The 17472-nt window shown below is 73.5% G+C and carries 12 protein-coding genes; 2 read left to right on the forward strand and 10 right to left on the reverse strand.

What is annotated here, in order from left to right; translation table 11 throughout:
• Positions 1-11: 11 nt before the first annotated feature.
• The 3 genes from C229_RS32700 to C229_RS29930 form a co-directional block, all read right to left on the reverse strand.
• Positions 12-3689 carry an RCC1 domain-containing protein gene (locus C229_RS32700; RefSeq protein WP_018654574.1) on the reverse strand — a complete coding sequence of 1226 codons (3678 nt, stop codon included), beginning with the start codon at positions 3687-3689 and terminating at the stop codon, positions 12-14.
• Between the two features lie 168 nt (positions 3690-3857).
• The gene (locus C229_RS0108120) at positions 3858-4931 is read right to left on the reverse strand and encodes a quinone-dependent dihydroorotate dehydrogenase (RefSeq protein ID WP_205624458.1); all 1074 of its coding nucleotides are present in this window, start codon (positions 4929-4931) and stop codon (positions 3858-3860) included.
• An 11-nt stretch (positions 4932-4942) separates the two neighbouring features.
• A complete protein-coding gene (locus C229_RS29930; protein WP_155884648.1) occupies positions 4943-5614 on the reverse strand; it encodes a hypothetical protein in 672 nt (223 codons plus the stop codon).
• A gap of 106 nt (positions 5615-5720) precedes the next feature.
• On the opposite strand from C229_RS29930, the gene C229_RS29935 reads away from it, so the two are divergent.
• Positions 5721-6713, forward strand: coding sequence for a hypothetical protein (locus C229_RS29935; protein WP_018654576.1), 993 nt, complete (start codon positions 5721-5723; stop codon positions 6711-6713).
• 45 nt (positions 6714-6758) lie between these two features.
• Here C229_RS29935 and C229_RS0108135 read toward each other — a convergent pair whose 3' ends face one another.
• Together C229_RS0108135 and C229_RS0108140 are read right to left on the reverse strand one after the other, a co-directional pair.
• Positions 6759-7697: a PRC and DUF2382 domain-containing protein gene (locus tag C229_RS0108135; RefSeq protein ID WP_026313563.1), complete on the reverse strand. Its 939-nt coding sequence runs from the start codon at positions 7695-7697 to the stop codon at positions 6759-6761.
• 143 nt (positions 7698-7840) lie between these two features.
• Entirely contained in the window at positions 7841-8194 is a 354-nt protein-coding gene (locus tag C229_RS0108140) for a DUF488 domain-containing protein (RefSeq protein ID WP_033423949.1), read from the reverse strand.
• A gap of 62 nt (positions 8195-8256) precedes the next feature.
• Between C229_RS0108140 and C229_RS0108145 the strand changes: the two genes are divergently transcribed.
• A complete protein-coding gene (locus C229_RS0108145; RefSeq protein WP_018654579.1) occupies positions 8257-9990 on the forward strand; it encodes a pyruvate dehydrogenase in 1734 nt (577 codons plus the stop codon).
• Here C229_RS0108145 and C229_RS0108150 read toward each other — a convergent pair whose 3' ends face one another.
• The 5 genes from C229_RS0108150 to C229_RS0108170 form a co-directional block, all read right to left on the reverse strand.
• A complete protein-coding gene (locus C229_RS0108150; RefSeq protein WP_018654580.1) occupies positions 9991-10860 on the reverse strand; it encodes an alpha/beta hydrolase in 870 nt (289 codons plus the stop codon).
• Complete coding sequence (locus tag C229_RS0108155) at positions 10857-12557, reverse strand: fatty acyl-AMP ligase (RefSeq protein ID WP_018654581.1); 1701 nt, start codon at positions 12555-12557, stop codon at positions 10857-10859. The genes C229_RS0108150 and C229_RS0108155 overlap by 4 nt, the downstream gene beginning before the upstream one ends.
• Positions 12554-13510: an alpha/beta hydrolase gene (locus tag C229_RS0108160; RefSeq protein ID WP_018654582.1), complete on the reverse strand. Its 957-nt coding sequence runs from the start codon at positions 13508-13510 to the stop codon at positions 12554-12556. Before C229_RS0108160 ends, C229_RS0108155 begins: the two co-directional genes overlap by 4 nt.
• On the reverse strand, positions 13507-15378 hold the full coding sequence (locus tag C229_RS0108165) for a class I SAM-dependent methyltransferase (RefSeq protein WP_018654583.1): 1872 nt from the start codon (positions 15376-15378) through the stop codon (positions 13507-13509). The genes C229_RS0108160 and C229_RS0108165 overlap by 4 nt, the downstream gene beginning before the upstream one ends.
• A gap of 228 nt (positions 15379-15606) precedes the next feature.
• Complete coding sequence (locus C229_RS0108170) at positions 15607-16920, reverse strand: helix-turn-helix domain-containing protein (protein WP_018654584.1); 1314 nt, start codon at positions 16918-16920, stop codon at positions 15607-15609.
• Between the last annotated feature and the right edge of the window lie 552 nt (positions 16921-17472).

The raw sequence follows: 17472 nt of genomic DNA on the forward strand, positions 1-17472 counted from the left end.
GCGCCGGTTCCTTACGGGAAGCCGGTGAGCTGTCCCGGTGTGCTGCGGTTGGTGGTGTTCCCGTTGCCGAGCTGCCCGTTGGTGTTGGCACCCCAGGTGAACAGATGCCCGGTGGTGCGGACGCCCGCGGTGTGCTGCCCACCGGCGAGCAGCCCCGACGGCGTGGCGAGCCCGCCGATGGCGACGGGCGTACTGCGGTTGGTGGTGGTGCCGTCACCGAGCTGGCCGCTGGTGTTGAGGCCCCATGCCGATCCGGTGCCGGTCCAGCGGGTGGCGACGTTGTGCCAGTTGCCCGCCGAGATCGTCAGCACTGAGGTCAGCCCGGTGACGGTGACCGGTGTGGTGCGGTTGGTGGTGGTTCCGTCGCCGAGCTGTCCGGCGCTGTTGAGCCCCCAGGCACGGACGGTCCCGTCCGTGCGGACGGCCAAAGAGTGACCGAAGCCCGCCGCGACCGATCCGGGCAGCGTGGAGACGCCGGTCAGCCCGGAGACCTGGACGGGGGTGGTGCGGTTCGTCGAGGTGCCGTCGCCGAGCTTGCCGGCGTTGTTGTTGCCCCAGGCCCAGACCGTCCCGTCCGCCCGGACCGCGAGCGCGTGGGTCGCGCCCGCCGCGATGGCGCGGATGCCGGTCAGGCCGGTGACCTGAACCGGGGTGGTGCGGTCGGTGGCGCCGCCGTCGCCGAGCTGTCCGTTCGTACCGGCGCCCCAGCTCCAGACCGTGCCGTCCTTCTTCAACGCGAGGGAGAAGCCGCCTCCGGCGGCGACCGAGCTGACGTCGTCCAGCCCGGACACGGTCACCGGTGCGGTGCTGTCGGCGGTGCCGCCGTTGCCGAGGCGCCCGTTGGCGCCCGCGCCCCACGCACGGACGGTCCCGCCGGTGACCGCCAGGGAGTGCCAGTCCCCGCCCGCGACCGAACCATGGGCACGGGAGACGCCGGTCAATCCGGTGACGGTGACCGGTGTGGTGCTGTTGGTGGTCGTGCCGTTGCCGAGCTGGCCCGAGCCGTTGAGCCCCCAGGCACGGACGGTGCCGTCGTTCTTGACGGCCAGCGTGTGCGACCCGCCCGCCGCTAGACCGGCCGCCAGATAGTTCGCCGCCGCGCCGAGATCGGGCTGCGGGCCGATGTTCTGCGCGGTGTTCCCAGTCTGCGGGGTGCCTGTCTGCACCAGCAACTGCCGCATCTGCGCCGGGGTGAGCGTCACGCCACGGGCCTTGGCGACACCCTGGAGCACCACGACGGCACCGGCGACGATCGCGCTGGCTCCGGAGGTGCCGCCGAAGGAGTTCGAGTACATCTTGTTCGGATCCGTCTGCCCCGGAGTGTGCCCGTTCCGCGTGGGCACTCCGGTGGTCACGATGCAGTGTCCGTGGGCTTGGACGTTGACGCGAGAGCCGAAGGTGGAACCGAAGTCGTCAAGGGCGAGACGGCTTCGCGCGGGCGGACGGTTCGAGCCGAGACAGTTCGTGCCGCCCGGAGAGGGCGGTTCACCGGCGCCCACGATGATCGCTCCCGAGTCGCCCCCCTCCATGATGGCCCGCGCGGACGGCTGGGTGAGATCGTCCAGATCGCGGCCGCCGTTCCCGGCGGCCTCGACGACGATGATGCCCTTGGCGGTGGCCACCTTCGTCAGGTCCCGGATGGGTTTCTGTACTTCCCACGGATAGCCGCCGATGGCGACCTCGTACAGGATCACGTCGCCCGGCGCGAGCCGGTCGATGGTGTCACAGAGACGCCTCTCCGTGGCCGATCCGACCTCCAGACGGGCCTGGGGCGCGATTCCCGCGATTCCCACCCCGTTGCCCGGATCGGCGCCGATGACTCCGGCCACTTGCGTCGCGTGCTGCGCTTCGGTCCCCGCATAGCAGGCGGAACCGATGAAGCCGGGCAGCACGACCGGCGGACCGGCGGGTGCCGGGCGGCCGCTGAATTCCTCGTGGCAGGTGTTCAGCTGGGTCGGTTCGGCGCTGACCGGCACCACCTTGTCGCTCTTGGCGACGGTGGTGCCGAGGCCCAGCTGCCCGTCTCCGTTCCCGCCGGTGGCGGCAAGCTTCTCCTGGCCGACCAGCACCGTGTGGCCCCGGCCACCGGCGGCCGCGCTGTAGACGCCGGGGCCCATCTGCCTCGGTGTCGTGGCCGAGCTTCCGTCCCCGTCACCGCCGAGCTGGCCGTCGGAGCCGGCACCCCACGCGAGACTCGGATCGGCCGCGCTCGTCGCGACGCTGTGGAAGTTGCCCGCCGCGACACCGGCGACGGGATGGGGAAGGGTCACGGGGACCGGGCTGGTCCGCGTCGTCAGGTCGCCGGTACCGAGCTGGCCTGATCCGTTGGCGCCCCACGAGCGCACGGAACCGTCCGCCCGGCGGGCGAGCGAGTGCAGTGAGCCCGCGGCGAGCTGGGTGACGTCGTCGATCCCCGTGAGCGTCACCGGGGCGTTTCTGCTGGTGGTGCTTCCGTCGCCGAGCTGACCGGACGTGTTCGCGCCCCAGGAGCGGACCTTGCCGTCGGCCCCGACCGCCAGCGAGTGCAGGTTCCCGGCGGCGAGGGCGCCGGGGGTCGTGCGGATCGGCGGCAGACCGGCGACGGTGACCGGCGTCGTGCTGCCGGTGTTCGTGCCGTTGCCGAGCTGCCCGGAGGCGTTCGCCCCCCAGGCGCGCACCTGACCGTCCGACAGGACCGCGAGGGCGTGGCCGAATCCCGTCGCGATGCTCTGGACCCCGCTCAGCGCGGTGATCTTCACCGGGGAGGTGCTGCGCGTGGTGGTCCCGTTGCCGAGCTGGCCGGAGTTGTTGGCGCCCCAGGCCCACACCTCGCCGTTGGTCCGGAGCGCGAACGAGTGGTTGGCCGCCGCCGCGACCGCCCGCACGTCCGTCAGGCCGGGCACGCGCATCGGCCGGTCGCTGCCGGTCGTCGTGCCGAGCCCGAGCTGACCGTTCGACCCGGCGCCCCACGACCACACCTCGCCCGTGAGCGACACCGCCAGCGTGTGCGCGTCGCCGGCGGCGACCGCGCCGTAGGCGTTGGGCGTACGGAGCAGGTCCTTGCCGGGAGGGGTTTCGAGGTCGGTGATCGTGACGCCCGCGCCCCGTCCCCCCGGCAGCGTGCCGATCGCGTCGGCGTTCACGCCGCCGCCCGCCGGATCGCCGGGCGCGTTGCGGTAGGTCTGGGCGGGCTGGAACGGCTCGGCGGGCGCGGTCGGCAGGCTCTGCGCCTGGGCCGTCTCGACGGCGGGGAGGGCGTTGAGCCTGGTCAGCAGCGGCCCGATGCCGCCGGTCTCCAGCGTGACGATGAACCAGGAGTTGAGGTCGGGCAGTCGTTCGCCGGTCTTCGCCTCAAGTCGGCGGCGCTCGTCCGCGACATCCTTCTCCGCCCTCCGGGTGAGGCGTTCGATCCGCACGCGGGGGTCGGCGAAGATCGCTCGGAGCGCGGTGGTCGTCGCGGCGTCGCGGGAGACGAGCCGTCCGCCGCGGAGGCGGACCTCCCGGTCGGCACGGAATTTGACCGAGAAGCTCGTCGTGGAGAAACGGGCCGGGTCGATCGTCCCGCCGGTGCCCGGCCTGGGCTCGGACGGGGCGGGGCCGGCCGCGGCGGCGGGTCCGGTGACGCCGCACAGCAGGGAGGCGACGGCCACCACTGCGGTGACGGCGGCGGCGCGGCGGCGGGTGCCGCCGGGATGGCGGGTTTTGAGCACGTGGTCTCCCGGTCGGAAGAGCGGGGGAAAGAGGCCGAACGTGATCAATCTAGCGAGCCGCGTAGCGGTGGAATAGTGTGCTGCCGCGCGAAAGTCGGCTGATGCGCGCCAATTTTTGGTGTCAGGATAAAGCGGTTCCGGAAATGGTGATTACTTCGCTGCGTAACGTCAGCGGGAAGCGTCAGTCAATGACACGAAAGTGCTTTCTCGTAGGCGGCGGGAGAGGGTGCGGTGGGTGCGGTGGGCCCAGAGGGGGCCGTTGTAGATCATGGCGGTGTAGCCCTGGACGAGGGTGGCGCCGGCGCGGATGCGGTCCCAGGCGTCGTCGGCGGTGGCGATGCCGCCGACGGAGATGAGGGTGACGCGGCCGTCGGTGCGGGCGCGGAGGCGGCGCAGGACGTCCAGGGAGCGGTCGCGGAGGGGGGCGCCGGAGAGGCCGCCGGTCTCCTGCGTCAGGTGCGCGGGGGAGTGCAGGCCCTCGCGGGAGATCGTGGTGTTGGTCGCGATGATGCCGTCGAGGCCGAGTTCGAGGGCCAGGTCGGCGACCGCGTCGATGTCGGCGTCCGCCAGGTCGGGGGCGATCTTGACCAGGAGCGGGACGTGCCGGTCGGTGACGTCGTCGGCCGCCGCGCGGACGGCCGTCAGCAGCGGGCGCAGGTGCTCGACCGCCTGGAGGTCGCGCAGGCCCGGGGTGTTGGGGGAGCTGACGTTCACCGCGAGGTAGTCGGCGTGCGGGGCGAGACGGCGGGCGCTGGCCGTGTAGTCGGCGACGGCCTCGTCCTCGGGGACGGTCTTGGTCTTGCCGATGTTGACGCCGACGATGGTGCCCGGACGGCGGCGCGCGAGCCGGGCCGCCGCGTCGGCCGAACCCCGGTTGTTGAAGCCCATCCGGTTGATGACGGCCCGGTCGGCGGGGAGCCGGAACAGGCGCGGCGCCGGGTTGCCCGGCTGGGCCTGCCCGGTCAGCGTGCCGATCTCGACGTGGCCGAAGCCGAACGCGCCGAGGGCGTCGTAGGCGACGGCGTCCTTGTCGAAGCCGGCGGCCAGGCCGAGCGGGCCGGGGAACTCCAGGCCGAGCGCGCGGACGCGCAGCGCGGGGTCGCGGGGGGCGAGGACGCGGCGCAGCGCGGCGGTGCCGCCGGGCACGGACTGGAGCGCGCGCAGGCCGCGCATCGTCCAGTGGTGGGCGGTCTCGGCGGGGACCTTGGTGATGACCAGGTCGAACACGTGTCGATACACGATCCCCGATTATCTCAGGGGCGCCGCGTGCCCCCGCCACCGAGGCCGAGACCGCGCCGAAGCTCGCGCATCGCCTGGCGGAGGGGACGCACGAAGTGGACGTCGGCCCAGCGCGCGGCGGGGACGACCGTCGCCCGCCACACGGCGCGGATCGCGCGGCCGACCGGGGCGAGCAGGTAGTGCAGGACCAGGGCGCAGGGGGCGACGACGAACACGCGCCCGAGCCAGGCCAGCGCCCGCCCGGTCGTCCGCCACGCCCAGCCGATCGCGCGGAACACCGGCAGGAACAGGTACGTCCAGATCGGCGCGAGCAGGTAGCGCCAGATGATCTGCGCGGGGACGACGAACAGGCCGTACAGGACGTACCCCAGCCCCTTGAGGATCGGCCACAGCAGGTACGTCCACAGCAGGTGCGCGGGCCACGCGAGCAGCCACCGCGCCAGGAACGCCAGCGCGATCAGCAGCGGGCGGAGCAGCAGCGCCCAGACGACGTGCGTCCACAGCCACGCCAGCGCGCGCCCGACCGGCCGCAGTAGCCACCGGACGCCGCGTCCCAGCCAGCACAGCAGGTCCCACGCGAGCCGGAACGGCAGCACGAAGATCACCGCGAGGACGCGGACGAACAGGGACGGCGGCGGCTGCGGCTTGGACCGGTCGTACTGGCTCACAAGGGATTGGACGGACACGGCGCCGCACGGTTCTGCCCCGTCGATGTGACCGTGGTCACAGTGAACCGGCCCGGGGCGGTCCCCGTACTGCTCCCCGACCCCGGTTCCGAAGATGGAGGAGCACATGGACTTCCCCCGCTGGGCGCTTCCCGCCGCGGCCGTGACCGCGTCCGCCGTGCTGCTGACGGCCTGCGGGCAGAACGCCGGGCCGCAGACCGGCACGGCCGCCGGGACGCGGCAGGCCCCGGCCGACGCCTCGGCCGAGCCCGACCCCTCGGCGGACCCGTCCGCGCCACCCGAGCCGGCGCGGCTGGAGACCGCGAACATCGCCCGGATCGGCCGCGTCGTCACCGACGGGCAGGGCCGCACCCTCTACCGGTTCGACAACGACACGGCCCGGCCGCCCGCGTCGACCTGCGAGGACGCGTGCGCGACGACCTGGCCGCCGGTCTGGGCGGGCGAGGAGGACCCGTCGGTCAACGGCGTGCGGGCCGACCTGGTCGGCAAGGTCCGGCGCCCGGACGGCCGCTGGCAGGTCACGCTCGGCGGCTGGCCCCTCTACCGGTACACCAAGGACCTCAACGCCGGGGACGCGCGGGGCCACGGCGTCGGCGGCACCTGGTTCGCGGCGGCGCCGACCGGTGCCAAGGCGGGCGTCGCGACGGCCGCGCCGTCCACCCCGCCGCCGCGCGCCGCGCCGGACGATCGCTGGAAGGGCTGGACGGTGCTGACCGCCCGCAAGGACGCGGAACTCGGGCTGATCCTCACCGACGGCAAGGGCCGCGTGATGTACCGGTTCGACGACGACAGCGCGCGCCCGCCGCGCACGACGTGCTTCGGCGCGTGCAAGAGGGCGTGGCCGCCGGTGATCTTCAACGGGTGGAAGAAGCTGAGGCTCAAGGGCGTGGACCGCAAGGCGGTCGGCTACATCGAGCGCAGGGACGACGGCCGGTGCCAGCTCACGATCAACGGCTGGCCGATGTACTACTTCGCCAAGGACGCCCGGCCCGGCGACACCAAGGGGCAGGGCGTGCAGAACGTGTGGTGGGTGAGCACGCCGGAGGGGAAGAAGGCGCGGGCCGCCGGGGGCGGGAACGGCGGCGGTTACGGCTACTGACGCGCGAGTGCGGCGGGCCGCACCGGCCCGCCGCACCCCGCCGCGTCACTTGCGCCGGTGGTCCCGCTCCCGGTCGGCGTCGTCGGCCCCCAGCACCTCGACGTGCTCCTTGCGCAGCTCGTCCTGGACGACCTGTTCCTCGGTCACGGTCTCGGTGCGGACGACGACGCGCTCGACCGGCACCGTCTCCTTGTTGATGACGATCTTCTCCGAGTGCAGGATGATCTCCTGCTCGTCGGCGGAGAGGTCGATCTCGCCCGGCGCGGCGTCGTTGATCGGCATCCGCTCGACGGTGATCTCCTCATGGGAGACGTGCACCGACTCGCGGACCTGCTCGACGTCCACGGTCTTGCGAATCCGGACGCGCCCCGCCTCGGTGCGCTCGGTCGCGACCGACATGCGCTCCTCCGACCGGATCATCTCGATCGGGTGGTGGGCGTGGTCGTCGGCGGCGCGGTTCGTCCGGTTCGGGTCCGCCTTGCCGGTGCGCGCCCGGCTCGTGTCCGAATCGGCGGTCGTGCCCGGCGTGCCCATCAGGGCCTCCTGCGACGGGTCCATCTGGTCGCGCTGCGCCGCGTCGGTGCCTGCGGCGGAGCGCTCGTTGCGGCGCCGGTCGCCCTGCGTCCGGCCCTCGCCGGACGGCCCGGCCTGCCCCGGAATGCCGCGGTTCGGCGCCCGCATGCCGTAGTGGCGGTACAGGTCGTTGACGGCCTCGCGGTCGAGGTGCTCGTCGGCGTCGACGTGCGGGGCGTCCTTGATGAGCTGCTTGTCGTACGGGACGTGCAGCTCGTCGCCCTCGCGGCTCGCGGCCGAGATCGGGATGAAGCTCTCCCGGCTGCCGAACCAGCCGGTGTTGACGGTCACCCACTCCGGTTCGCCGGTCTCGTCGTTCAGGTAGACCTGCCTGACGTCGCCGATCTTCGAGCCGTCCCTGCCGGTGACGGTGGTGTTCATCAGTTCCTGGACAGTGCTCTTGGTCTGCACGCGAAAAACCCCCCTGTGCCGCGGACCGGTGGCCTCCGAAGCGCGGGTACCCCCCGAGGTCGCTTCCACGTAACGGAGTTGTCCGACAACTATCGGTTTTTCCCGCACGCAGAGTGATAAACGCAGGTCAGTCGAAGGATCGCTCAGCCGTCCAGCAGTTCGGCGAGCAGCGGGAGATGGCTCTCCTCGATCGCCTTGGTCGCGGTGAGCAGCGTGAGCGGACCCCGCCGGGCCTTCTCCCGCAGGCCGTCCAGCGCCTCGCGGCGCTCGGGGGCGTCGAGTTCGGCGCGGTAGCGGCGCCGGAACTCGTCCTTCCTGGCCGGATCGTGGCCGTACCAGTGGCGCAGGTCCGTGGACGGCGCCACGTCCTTCGCCCACGCCGTCAGGTCGGCGTGCGCCTTGGACAGGCCGCGCGGCCAGAGCCGGTCCACCAGGACGCGGGCGCCGTCGGCGTCCTGCGGCTCGTCGTACACGCGGCGCATCCGCACATCACCCATGAGCTGCGCCTACCCGCCCGCGTGCGAGGTTAGACGGATGATCGCCGGGCATCTCCCGGGACATGGCGACGATCGCGGAACAGTTCGTGCGGGTCCTGCGGGACGAGGGCGTGCAGCGCATCTACGGGGTCGTCGGCGACAGCCTCAACCCCGTGGTCGACGCGGTCCGCCGCACCGACGGCATCGAGTGGGTCTACGTCCGCAACGAGGAGGCGGGCGCGTTCGCGGCCGCCGCCGAGGCCGAGACCACCGGGCGGCTCGCCGTCTGCGCCGGGAGCTGCGGACCCGGCAACACGCACCTGATCCAGGGGCTGTTCGACGCGCACCGGTCCCGGGTGCCCGTGCTGGCGCTGGCGTCGCAGATCCCGAGCGCGCAGCTCGGCACCGGGTACTTCCAGGAGACGCACCCCGAACGCATCTTCACCGAGTGCAGCGGATACCTGGCCGAGATCCAGAACCCGGCGCAGATGCCGCGCGTGCTGCGGACCGCGATCCAGCACGCGATCGGGCTCCAGGACGTGTCGGTGCTCGTCCTCGCGGGCGACACCGCGAAGGAGGAGGTTCCGGGCACGCTGCGTCCGCACGACACGCTCGTCCGGCGCGGGACCGTCCATCCGCCCGCCGACCAGGTGGACGAGCTGGCGCGGGCGGTCAACGCGGCGGAGAAGGTGACGCTGTTCTGCGGCGTCGGCGTCCGCGACGCGCACGCCGAGGTGATGGAGCTGGCGCACCGGGTGCTGTCGCCGGTCGGGCACTCGCTGCGCGGCAAGGAGTGGATCCAGTACGACAACCCGTTCGACGTCGGCATGAGCGGGCTGCTCGGCTACGGCGCCTGCCACGACGCGCTGCACGAGGCCGACCTCGTCCTGCTGCTCGGCACCGACTTCCCGTACGACCCGTTCCTCCCGGGCCGCAACACGATCCAGATCGACCACGACGCGTCCCGGCTGGGCCGCCGCACCCCGCTCGACCTCGCCGTCCACGGCGACGTGGGGGCGACGCTGCGCGCCGTCCTGCCGAAACTGGAGCAGAAGTCCTCCGGCGCGTTCCTGGAGAAGATGCTGAAAGAGCATCACCGGGCGCTGTCGAAGGTCGTGGACGCCTACACGAGCAACATCGAGAAGCACACGCCGATCCACCCCGAGTACGTGGCGGCGCTGCTGGACGAGCTGGCCGCCGACGACGCGATCTTCACCGTCGACACCGGCATGTGCAACGTTTGGGCCGCCCGCTACCTCACCCCGAACGGCCGCCGCCGCGTGACGGGCTCGTTCCGGCACGGCTCGATGGCCAACGCCCTGCCGCACGCGATCGGCGCCCAGTTCGGCGCGCCGGGCCGCCAGGTCGTCTCGATGTCGGGCGACGGCGGCCTCGGCATGCTCATGGGCGAACTCCTCACCGTCCGCCTGCACGACCTTCCCGTCAAGACGATCGTCTTCAACAACGCGTCCCTCGGCATGGTCAAGCTGGAGATGCTGGTCGACGGGATGCCCGACTACGAGACCGACCACGCCCCCACCGACTTCGCCGCCATCGCGCAGGGCGCGGGAATCGCGTCGGCCCGCGTCACCGACCCCAGGAAGGTCCGCGAGGCCCTGGAGACGGCGCTCGCCCACGACGGCCCCTACCTGCTGGACGTCGTCACCGACCCCAACGCCCTCTCCATCCCGCCCGCCATCACCGCCGACCAGGTGAAGGGCTTCGCGCTGGCCGCCGGGAAGACCGTCCTCACCGGCGGCGTGGGCCGCATGGTCGACCTGGCCAAGAGCAACCTCCGCAACGTCCCCCGCCCCTGATCAGGGGTGCGAGAGGGCCGTGGTGAGCAGGGGCCAGGCGCGGTGCAGTTCGTGGTGCCAGTACGGCCAGGTGTGGGTGCCGTGGTCGTAGAGGTGGATCGTCGCCGGGATGTCGTGGTGGCGGAGGCGGCGCAGGAACGGGGCCAGCGTGGAGTGGATGAGGGGTTCGGCGAGGTTCGCCGCGCTCCACGGAGCGTCCGGCGGGTCCAGGGGACCTCGTCGTCCCGTGCGGGACGCCGAGAGGTAGAGGGCCGTGCCCTTCAGGGACGAGGCCAGGTGCGTCGGGTCGGCGCGGCGCCAGAACCGGTCGTGCAGGACGGGCCAACCCCACATGTGCAGGGGGTTGGTGCGGCCCGCGATCGCGGTGGCGGCCAGCAGCGTGAGGGCCGTCAGCGGGGTGCGGATCGTGCAGGGGGCGCTCAGGGCGGCCGCGAAGCGGAACGTGCCGGGGTTCTGCGCGGCGCCGAGCAGCGCGCCGTAGCCGCCGCCGGAGACGCCCGCCACCGCGCGGACCGGGGACGCGCCGTACCGGTCGCGCATCAGCGCGAAGACCTCGTGGACGTGGAACGTCATCCACTGCGGCCCCCGGCGCCAGTCGGCGTAACCGCCCGCGCGGCCCCCGTCGGGCATGACGATGAGGATGTCGTCGTTGCGGCTCAGATCCTCGACGCCCGCGTATTGCAGCCACGACGAGCCGTCGTCCAGACCGCCGTGGTGCAGGGTCAGCAGCGGCCGGGGGACGTCGCGCGACCAGCCCTCCGGCAGCAGGACGCGGACGCTCAGCACCCGCCCGGGCACCGACGGCGTGCGCACCCGGAGGTGCCGGAGGCGCGGCGACTCCTCGTCGTCGGCGAGGACCTCCAGCGTCATGCCGGCCGGGTCCGCTCGTGCAGGCGCCCGGCGCGGTAGGCGTCGCGGCAGGCGGTGCGGCTGAGCTTGCCGCTGCTCGTGCGGGGCAGCGCGCCGGGCTCGATGAGCAGGAAGTCGCGCACCGCGAGGCCGTGGTCGCGCTGGACTGCGGCGCGGACGGCCGCCGCGACCTCCGCCCGGTCCAGCAGGCGGACCGGCACGCGGCGGTTGCGTTCGGCGACGACGACGGGCGCGTCCCCGTCCGTCCCGGCGAACGCGGCGACGTAGCCCGCGCGGACGCCCGGGTGCGCGGTGGCGGCGGTGTGCTCGACGTCCTGCGGGTAGTGGTTGCGGCCGTCGACGATGAGGAGGTCCTTGCTGCGGCCCGTCACGTAGTACTCGCCGTCGTGGCGGAAGCCGAGGTCGCCGGTGCGCAGCCACGGCCCTGCGGGCAGGCCCGGCGGCGGGTCGGTGAGGGCGGCGCCGAACGTCTCCTGGGTGGCCCGCGCGCGGCCCCAGTATCCGGCGGCGACGTTGGCGCCGTGCACCCACAGCTCGCCGACGTGCCCGTCCGGCAGGATGCGGCCGTCGTCCACGATCGCGACGTGCTGCCCGAACGGGACGCCGCACGAGACCAGCGCGCTCCCCGTGCCGGGCCGCGCGACGCCCGCCGCGAGGGCGTCCCGGTCGAACGACGCGGTGACCGGCGTCCGGTCGGGCGAGCAGGCCAGCACGTAGACGGTCGCCTCCGCGAGCCCGTACGCGGGCGACTGCGCCTCGGCGCGCAGCCCGCACCCGGCGAACGCCTCGCGGAACCCGGTGAGCGTGGACGGCCGGATCGGCTCGGCGCCGTTGAGCAGCATCCGGACGCCGCTCAGGTCGAGCCCGGCCTTCTCCTCGTCGGTGACGGTGCTCGTCAGGTACTCGTACGCGAAGTTCGGACCCGCCGTGTACACGTCGCGTTCCCGGCCGAGCAGTTCCAGCCACCGCACCGGCCGCATGATGAACGCCACCGGGTCCATGAACACGCACGGGTTGGCGTGGACGAGCGGCAGCGCCGCCGTGAACACCAGCCCCATGTCGTGGAAGAGCGGCAGCCAGCTCACGCCGCTGGACGTGCGCGGCGTCCCGCGTCCGGCGGCGTGGAGCTGTTCGGCGTTGACGGTCAGGTTCCCGTGCGTGATGACGACGCCGGCCGGGGTGCGCGTCGATCCGGACGTGTACTGGAGGTAGGCGACGTCGCCCGGGCCGACCGGCTCGTCGTCCCAGGGGCCGGTGAGCGCCGGGTCGTCGACGGTGACGACCTCCTTGGGCTGGTCGAGGGTGCCGTCGGTGAGGAAGGACGCGACGGCGTCGCGGGAGGCCGCCGTCGTGAGGACGGTCGTCGGCGCCGCGTCCCGGTAGACCGACAGCAGCCGGTCGCCGTGCCCGGGCAGGTCCGGGCCGAACAGCGGCACCGCGATGATCCGCGCGTACAGGCAGCCGAAGAACGCGACGAGGTAGTCCAGCGACTGCGGCATCAGCAGCGCCGCCCGGTCGCCCGGGACGGCGGTGCGGCGCAGCCGGGCGGCGAGCGCGCGGGCGCGGCGGTCGAGGTCGCCCCAGGTGAGGTGGTGTTCGACCCCGGCGGGATCGGCGGCGTGGTCCACGAACGTGTAGGCGCGCTCGTCGGGGTAGCGGCGGGCCCACTCGGTGAGCCGGGCGGTCAGCGGGGTCACGGGGTCGTCCTTCCGGCGCCGAGGGCGGTCATGATCAGGGGCCAGGCCGTGTGCAGCTCCTGCGTCCACTCGGGCCAGGCGTGCCAGCCGTCGCCGTAGATGTGCGCGGTGACGGGGATGCGCAGTTCGCGGAGCCGGTTGACGAACGAGTGGTTCATCTGGCCGATGAGGATCTCGCTGAGCTGGGTGAGCCGCCACTGCGCGCCCGGCGGCGTGAACGGGCCGTTCATGCCGGTGGTGCCGCTGGAGACGTACAGGCCGGTGCCGCGCAGCCGTTCGGCGAGGACGTGCGGGTCGTGCGCGCGCCAGTTGGCGTCGTCGCGGCCCGGGACGCCGAAGATGCGGAAGGCGTCGGCGCCCGACCCGAGCAGGTTCACGGCCGTCAGGAAGATCTGCATCCCGTGCATCGTCAGGTGCGTCGAGCCGCTGAACGACGCGGCGTAGCGGAACATGCCGGGGTGCCGCGCCGCGTACGCCATGGCGCCCTGCCCGCCGGACGAGACGCCGAGCACCGCGCGCCGGTCGCCCGCGCGGTACCGCTTCATCAGCGCGGGCAGCTCGCGGACGTGGTGGTCCTCCCAGCGCGGGATGCCGCCCGCGCCGTCGTTCCACCAGTTGGTGTAGCTGCCGTTCTCGCCGCCGGACGGCATGACGACGAGGACGTCCCGCGTCGCGGCGAGCCGGGCGATGTCGGTCTCGCGGGTCCAGGACGTGTAGTCGTCCCGTCCGCCCTGGTAGGCGTAGAGGACCGGCCAGGTCCGCTTGGCGGTGCGGCTCCAGCCTCGCGGCAGCAGCAGCCGCGCCTGCACGCGCTGCCCGACCGCCGGGGAGTACCACTCCAGGTCGAGGGTGCGCGCGTCGATGCGCCGTTCGGTGATGTCGGCGGCGCGCACGGGAACGGCGAGCGCCAGCAGGGCCAGCGTGGCCACCAGCGCCGTGACGAGTCTCTTCATCCTGCCTGCTTTCGGGCGACGATCCGGTAGGCGTTGCTGTTGGTCCTGGCCAGGGGGCGGGTCACGACGTCGGCGGCGATGGCCAGGCCCATGAGCGGCCCGGCGAGCAGCAGCGTGCCGACGACGCCCGCGTACTCGCGGCGGCCGGGCGGGCGGGGCCACCAGGGGCGGTCGACGTCGAGGCCGAGGCGGTTGACGACGGCGGCGGCCGACGCGACGAAGTCGGGGCCCTGGTCGGCCTCGCGGCGCTCGACGGCGCGCACCTCCAGCCCGCGCGCCTCCAGCTCGTCCCGCAGGTTGCCGAGCGGGATCATGTGCAGGTGCTGCGGCGCCAGCCACGGCACCCACCAGCCGCGCAGGATGCGGCCGAACCGCGACTCGGGGTCGGGCATCTCGATGAGCAGGTGGCCGCCGGGCGGCAGGATCTTGGCGACGGTGTCGAGTTCGGCGAGCGGGTCGCGGGTGTGCTCCAGGTAGTGGTGCATGGAGACGACGTCGTAGCGGCCGGCGAGGCGGTGGGCGAGGTCGGGGAACTGGCCGCGGTAGCCCGCGTCGACCCAGCCGCGCGCGACGGCCTCGTCGACGGCGGCGCTCATGTCCAGCCCGTCGAACCGGGTGTGCGGCAGGACGGTGCGGGCGGCCCGGCAGAAGTGCGCCTTGCCGGTGCCGACGTCGAGCCAGGCGGCCGGGTCGGTGTGCCGGGCGACCATCGCGGCGCGGGCCAGGTACCAGGGGGTGTTGGAGCTGAAGATCCGTTCGGCGAGGACGTCGCCGAGGCCGTCGTAGATGTCGCGGTAGTAGAAGGCCAGGCCCTCGTCGGTGACCGGCGGGTTCTGGAAGATGTGCCCGCACGAGCCGCAGCGTTCCAGGACGAACCGTCCGGGCTTGCCCTGGAGGATGTCGCGCGGCCGGACGTGCCGTTTCAGCCGCGTCCCGTGGCACCACGGGCAGTCGGCGCGCCGTTCGCCGACGAACCGGCCGACGCCCCGGCTGATCTGGTCGCGGTACCAGGCGCGGGCCCGTTCGCGCCGCGCGACGAGGCGCCGTTCCCACGGCGTGCGCTCGGCGCGGAGCGTCCGCCAGATCGAGCGGGGGGTGTGCGCGAGGCGGGTCAGGGCGACGCGGCGCAGGTCGCGGGGGCGCAGCGCGGTGCGTCCGAACACGACGTAGGGGAGCAGGCAGTACAGCACCGCCAGGCCCGCGCCGTGCGCGGGGCTGACCGCGACGGCGGCGAGGACGAGCCCGTATCCGGCCGTGGCGGCGAGCAGGGTCTGCGGCAGCGCGAGCGTCTGGGGGATGACGAGCGCCATCGCCCGCATCCGCGCGCGCCGGAACCGCACGCCGCCGCGTCCGGCCGCGCCGACGTCGACGACGACGAGGTCGGCGGCCCCGGACGTGAACAGCCGCGCCCGCGCCGTCAGCTCGGCCAGCTCGTCGGGGTCGAGCGTGACCGGGACGGTCTCCGCCCACTCCGGCAGCGCGGTCCCGGCCTGGCGTGGGGCGGTCCGGGCGCGCTTCAGCGCCTCGGTGTCGGCGAGCAGCGCGTGGCAGGCGCCCCGGCCCATGCCGAGGCGGTCGGCGCGGTAGGCGGCGGGGGCGAGGTGGCGCAGCAGGTCGAGCGCGTCGTCCACGGGGAGCGCGGCGGGGACCAGGTCCAGCAGGTCCAGGCCGCGTTCGTCGGCGTACCGCTCGGCGGCGCGGCGGACGTCGTCGGACACGGTCACGCCGGGCGCGGTGACCAGCGTGTAGCGCCCCGATCCGGGCACGCCGTCCGTGTCCAGCCGGTCGAGCGCGTTCAGCCGCCGCCGCAGCCGCAGCGCGTTGCCCGCCATGCAGGCACCCACCAGCCACCACAGTCCGACCACCATGTGCGTTCACCTCCGGACGGCTCGTCAACCGTCTCGGAGTCTGTATCGCACAGTGTGTCGTGAGTATGAACCGCACTCATATTCGCGCGATCGTTTTTGGCAGCGTCGTGAGCAAGCGCCGCCCGGTGGCCATCGTGGAACGTTCCATAGAACGGCGAGAGAATCGGGCCGGACGGCGGAGGGGAAACCGTTCCCCCGGCCCCGGAGGGCCGGGCCGGGGGACGACGGTCAGGCGCGGCGGCGGGGCCCCGCCGCGCGGACGGCGTGCGCCATCGGCGGGGCGGTCCGGCGCGGCGCCGGACGGGGACCGGACTGCTGGCGGCTCTGGTGCACGGCCCGCTGACGCAGCTCCATCGCGCGCAGCACGGCCTCGATGCCGAAGCGGTAGTCGGGGTCGGCCAGCTCGTCCCCGAGCGTCTGCTCGATCTTGCGCATGCGGTACCGGACCGTCTGCGGGTGGATGTGGAGCTGCGCGGCGATCTCCGCCGCCGTGCCGCGCGTCACCAGCCACGTGCGCAGCGTCTCGGTGAGCCGGTCCTGCTGGCCCGCCGTCATCGACGGCAGCACGCCGAGCGTCTGCGCCGCGAGCCGCTCCAGCAGCGCCGGATCGGCCAGCAGCCACAGCGTCACCAGGTGGTCGTCGCAGTTCACGACCGGGCCGTCGGCCGCGATGACGCCCTCGTCGGCGAGCGTCAGCGCCTGCCGCGCCCAGCGCAGCGAGTCCGGCGCGCGCGACGGCGGCACCGCCGAGCCGACCGCGATCCGGCGGCCCGGGAACGCCGCCGCGAGCATCGCGCGGCGCTGCGGCGTCGGCGGGCCGGGGAACATCAGATGGGGTTCCGCGCCGTCCAGGTCGAGCAGCAGGTCGTCGTCCAGGACGCTGCGGACGAACCCCGCGCCGGGACGCAGCGTCACCAGCGTCACCTCGTCGGGGATCGTCCACTCCGCCGCCTCGGCCAGCTCCATGATCGCCGGGCCGGGCGCCGCCGCGCCGTCCAGCAGGACGCGCAGCAGCCGGCGGCGCCGCTCGTCCAGCGCCGCGACGGGGTGCGAGCGGGCGGCGAGGTAGCCCTCCAGGGAGTGGGCGGCCAGCTCGTCCATGAACGAGAACAGCGCGTCGGCCAGCCGGGACATGACGGCCGAGGAGATGTCGTAGCGGGGCGCGACCTTCATGACGCGCCGCCACGCGACCTGCCCGCCGATCCGGTACGCGGCCTGCAACGTGTCCAGGCTGCGGCCCTCCAGCGCCTCGTACTCCCCGAGCCGGCGGGCGCCGTCGCGATGCGGGGCGGGCTGCGGCGCGGCCGCGACCCGGTCCACGAACGCGGTCAGGGCCTGCCGGACGCTGGCGCGCAGCACCTGCCCGTACGGGCCGTCGATGGGCCGCGCGTACTCGGGGATCGCGCGGCGGATCTCGGTGACGATCTCGTCGGCCAGGCTGGGCAGCTCGGGCCGCATCAGTTGGGCGAGCCGCCGGGGGAGCGGCGACGCCGGGCGCCCAGGGACCGCCGTCAGCGGGCTCTGGTCGAGGGTTCGAGCCATTGTGGGACACCTCCACTGCACCGGCGGAGCGGCGGGGTTCGCGACGGGATGTGGGGTGCCACCCGGCGCGTCCCCGGCCGTCCGGCCGGTTCGTGCAGGGATCGCGGGACGGCGGGCTGGAGCGCGTTGAACGTCGTGACCCCCGCGCTCCGGGCCGTCCGTGATCCAGGACACGCTGACGCTAACCCGCGTCCGGAGGATGTTCCGTATGGTCTGGGAACAAAGCGGAGGGCTCAGACACGCGTGTGGTGACAAGAAAGCCGCGCCGCCCGCGTCCGGCTCGGAAAAGACGCGTCCGGTGATGAAATATGGTTCAAGAAGACGCATTACTGACCAGTAGGTAATGGTCCCGCGCCAGGCCGGGGGGCCGCCGGGCGACACGCCGACGCGCGGCCAGGACAGTGCGAGTGGTCTGCGTCACTCACAAGTCATGAAGTTTTCTCGGCATCGCGGAAATGCATGGACCACCGGCCCGGCTCCGGCATACGTTTCGCCACGAAGCCCCGATGTACCGGTGGAAGCGGCGCGGAAACGCTGAGTACGGCGTCTCCC

Source organism: Actinomadura flavalba DSM 45200, assembly GCF_000374305.1.
GTDB lineage: Bacteria > Actinomycetota > Actinomycetes > Streptosporangiales > Streptosporangiaceae > Spirillospora > Spirillospora flavalba.

What these genes read in the sequence shown, in the direction of transcription:
- C229_RS0108145 (WP_018654579.1), top strand. Translation starts at nt 8,257, where the DNA reads ATGGCGACGATCGCGGAACAGTTCGTGCGGGTCCTGCGGGACGAGGGC.
- C229_RS0108140 (WP_033423949.1), bottom strand. Translation starts at nt 8,194, where the DNA reads ATGGGTGATGTGCGGATGCGCCGCGTGTACGACGAGCCGCAGGACGCC.
- C229_RS0108165 (WP_018654583.1), bottom strand. Translation starts at nt 15,378, where the DNA reads ATGGTGGTCGGACTGTGGTGGCTGGTGGGTGCCTGCATGGCGGGCAAC.
- C229_RS0108150 (WP_018654580.1), bottom strand. Translation starts at nt 10,860, where the DNA reads ATGACGCTGGAGGTCCTCGCCGACGACGAGGAGTCGCCGCGCCTCCGG.
- C229_RS29935 (WP_018654576.1), top strand. Translation starts at nt 5,721, where the DNA reads ATGGACTTCCCCCGCTGGGCGCTTCCCGCCGCGGCCGTGACCGCGTCC.
- C229_RS0108170 (WP_018654584.1), bottom strand. Translation starts at nt 16,920, where the DNA reads ATGGCTCGAACCCTCGACCAGAGCCCGCTGACGGCGGTCCCTGGGCGC.
- C229_RS0108160 (WP_018654582.1), bottom strand. Translation starts at nt 13,510, where the DNA reads ATGAAGAGACTCGTCACGGCGCTGGTGGCCACGCTGGCCCTGCTGGCG.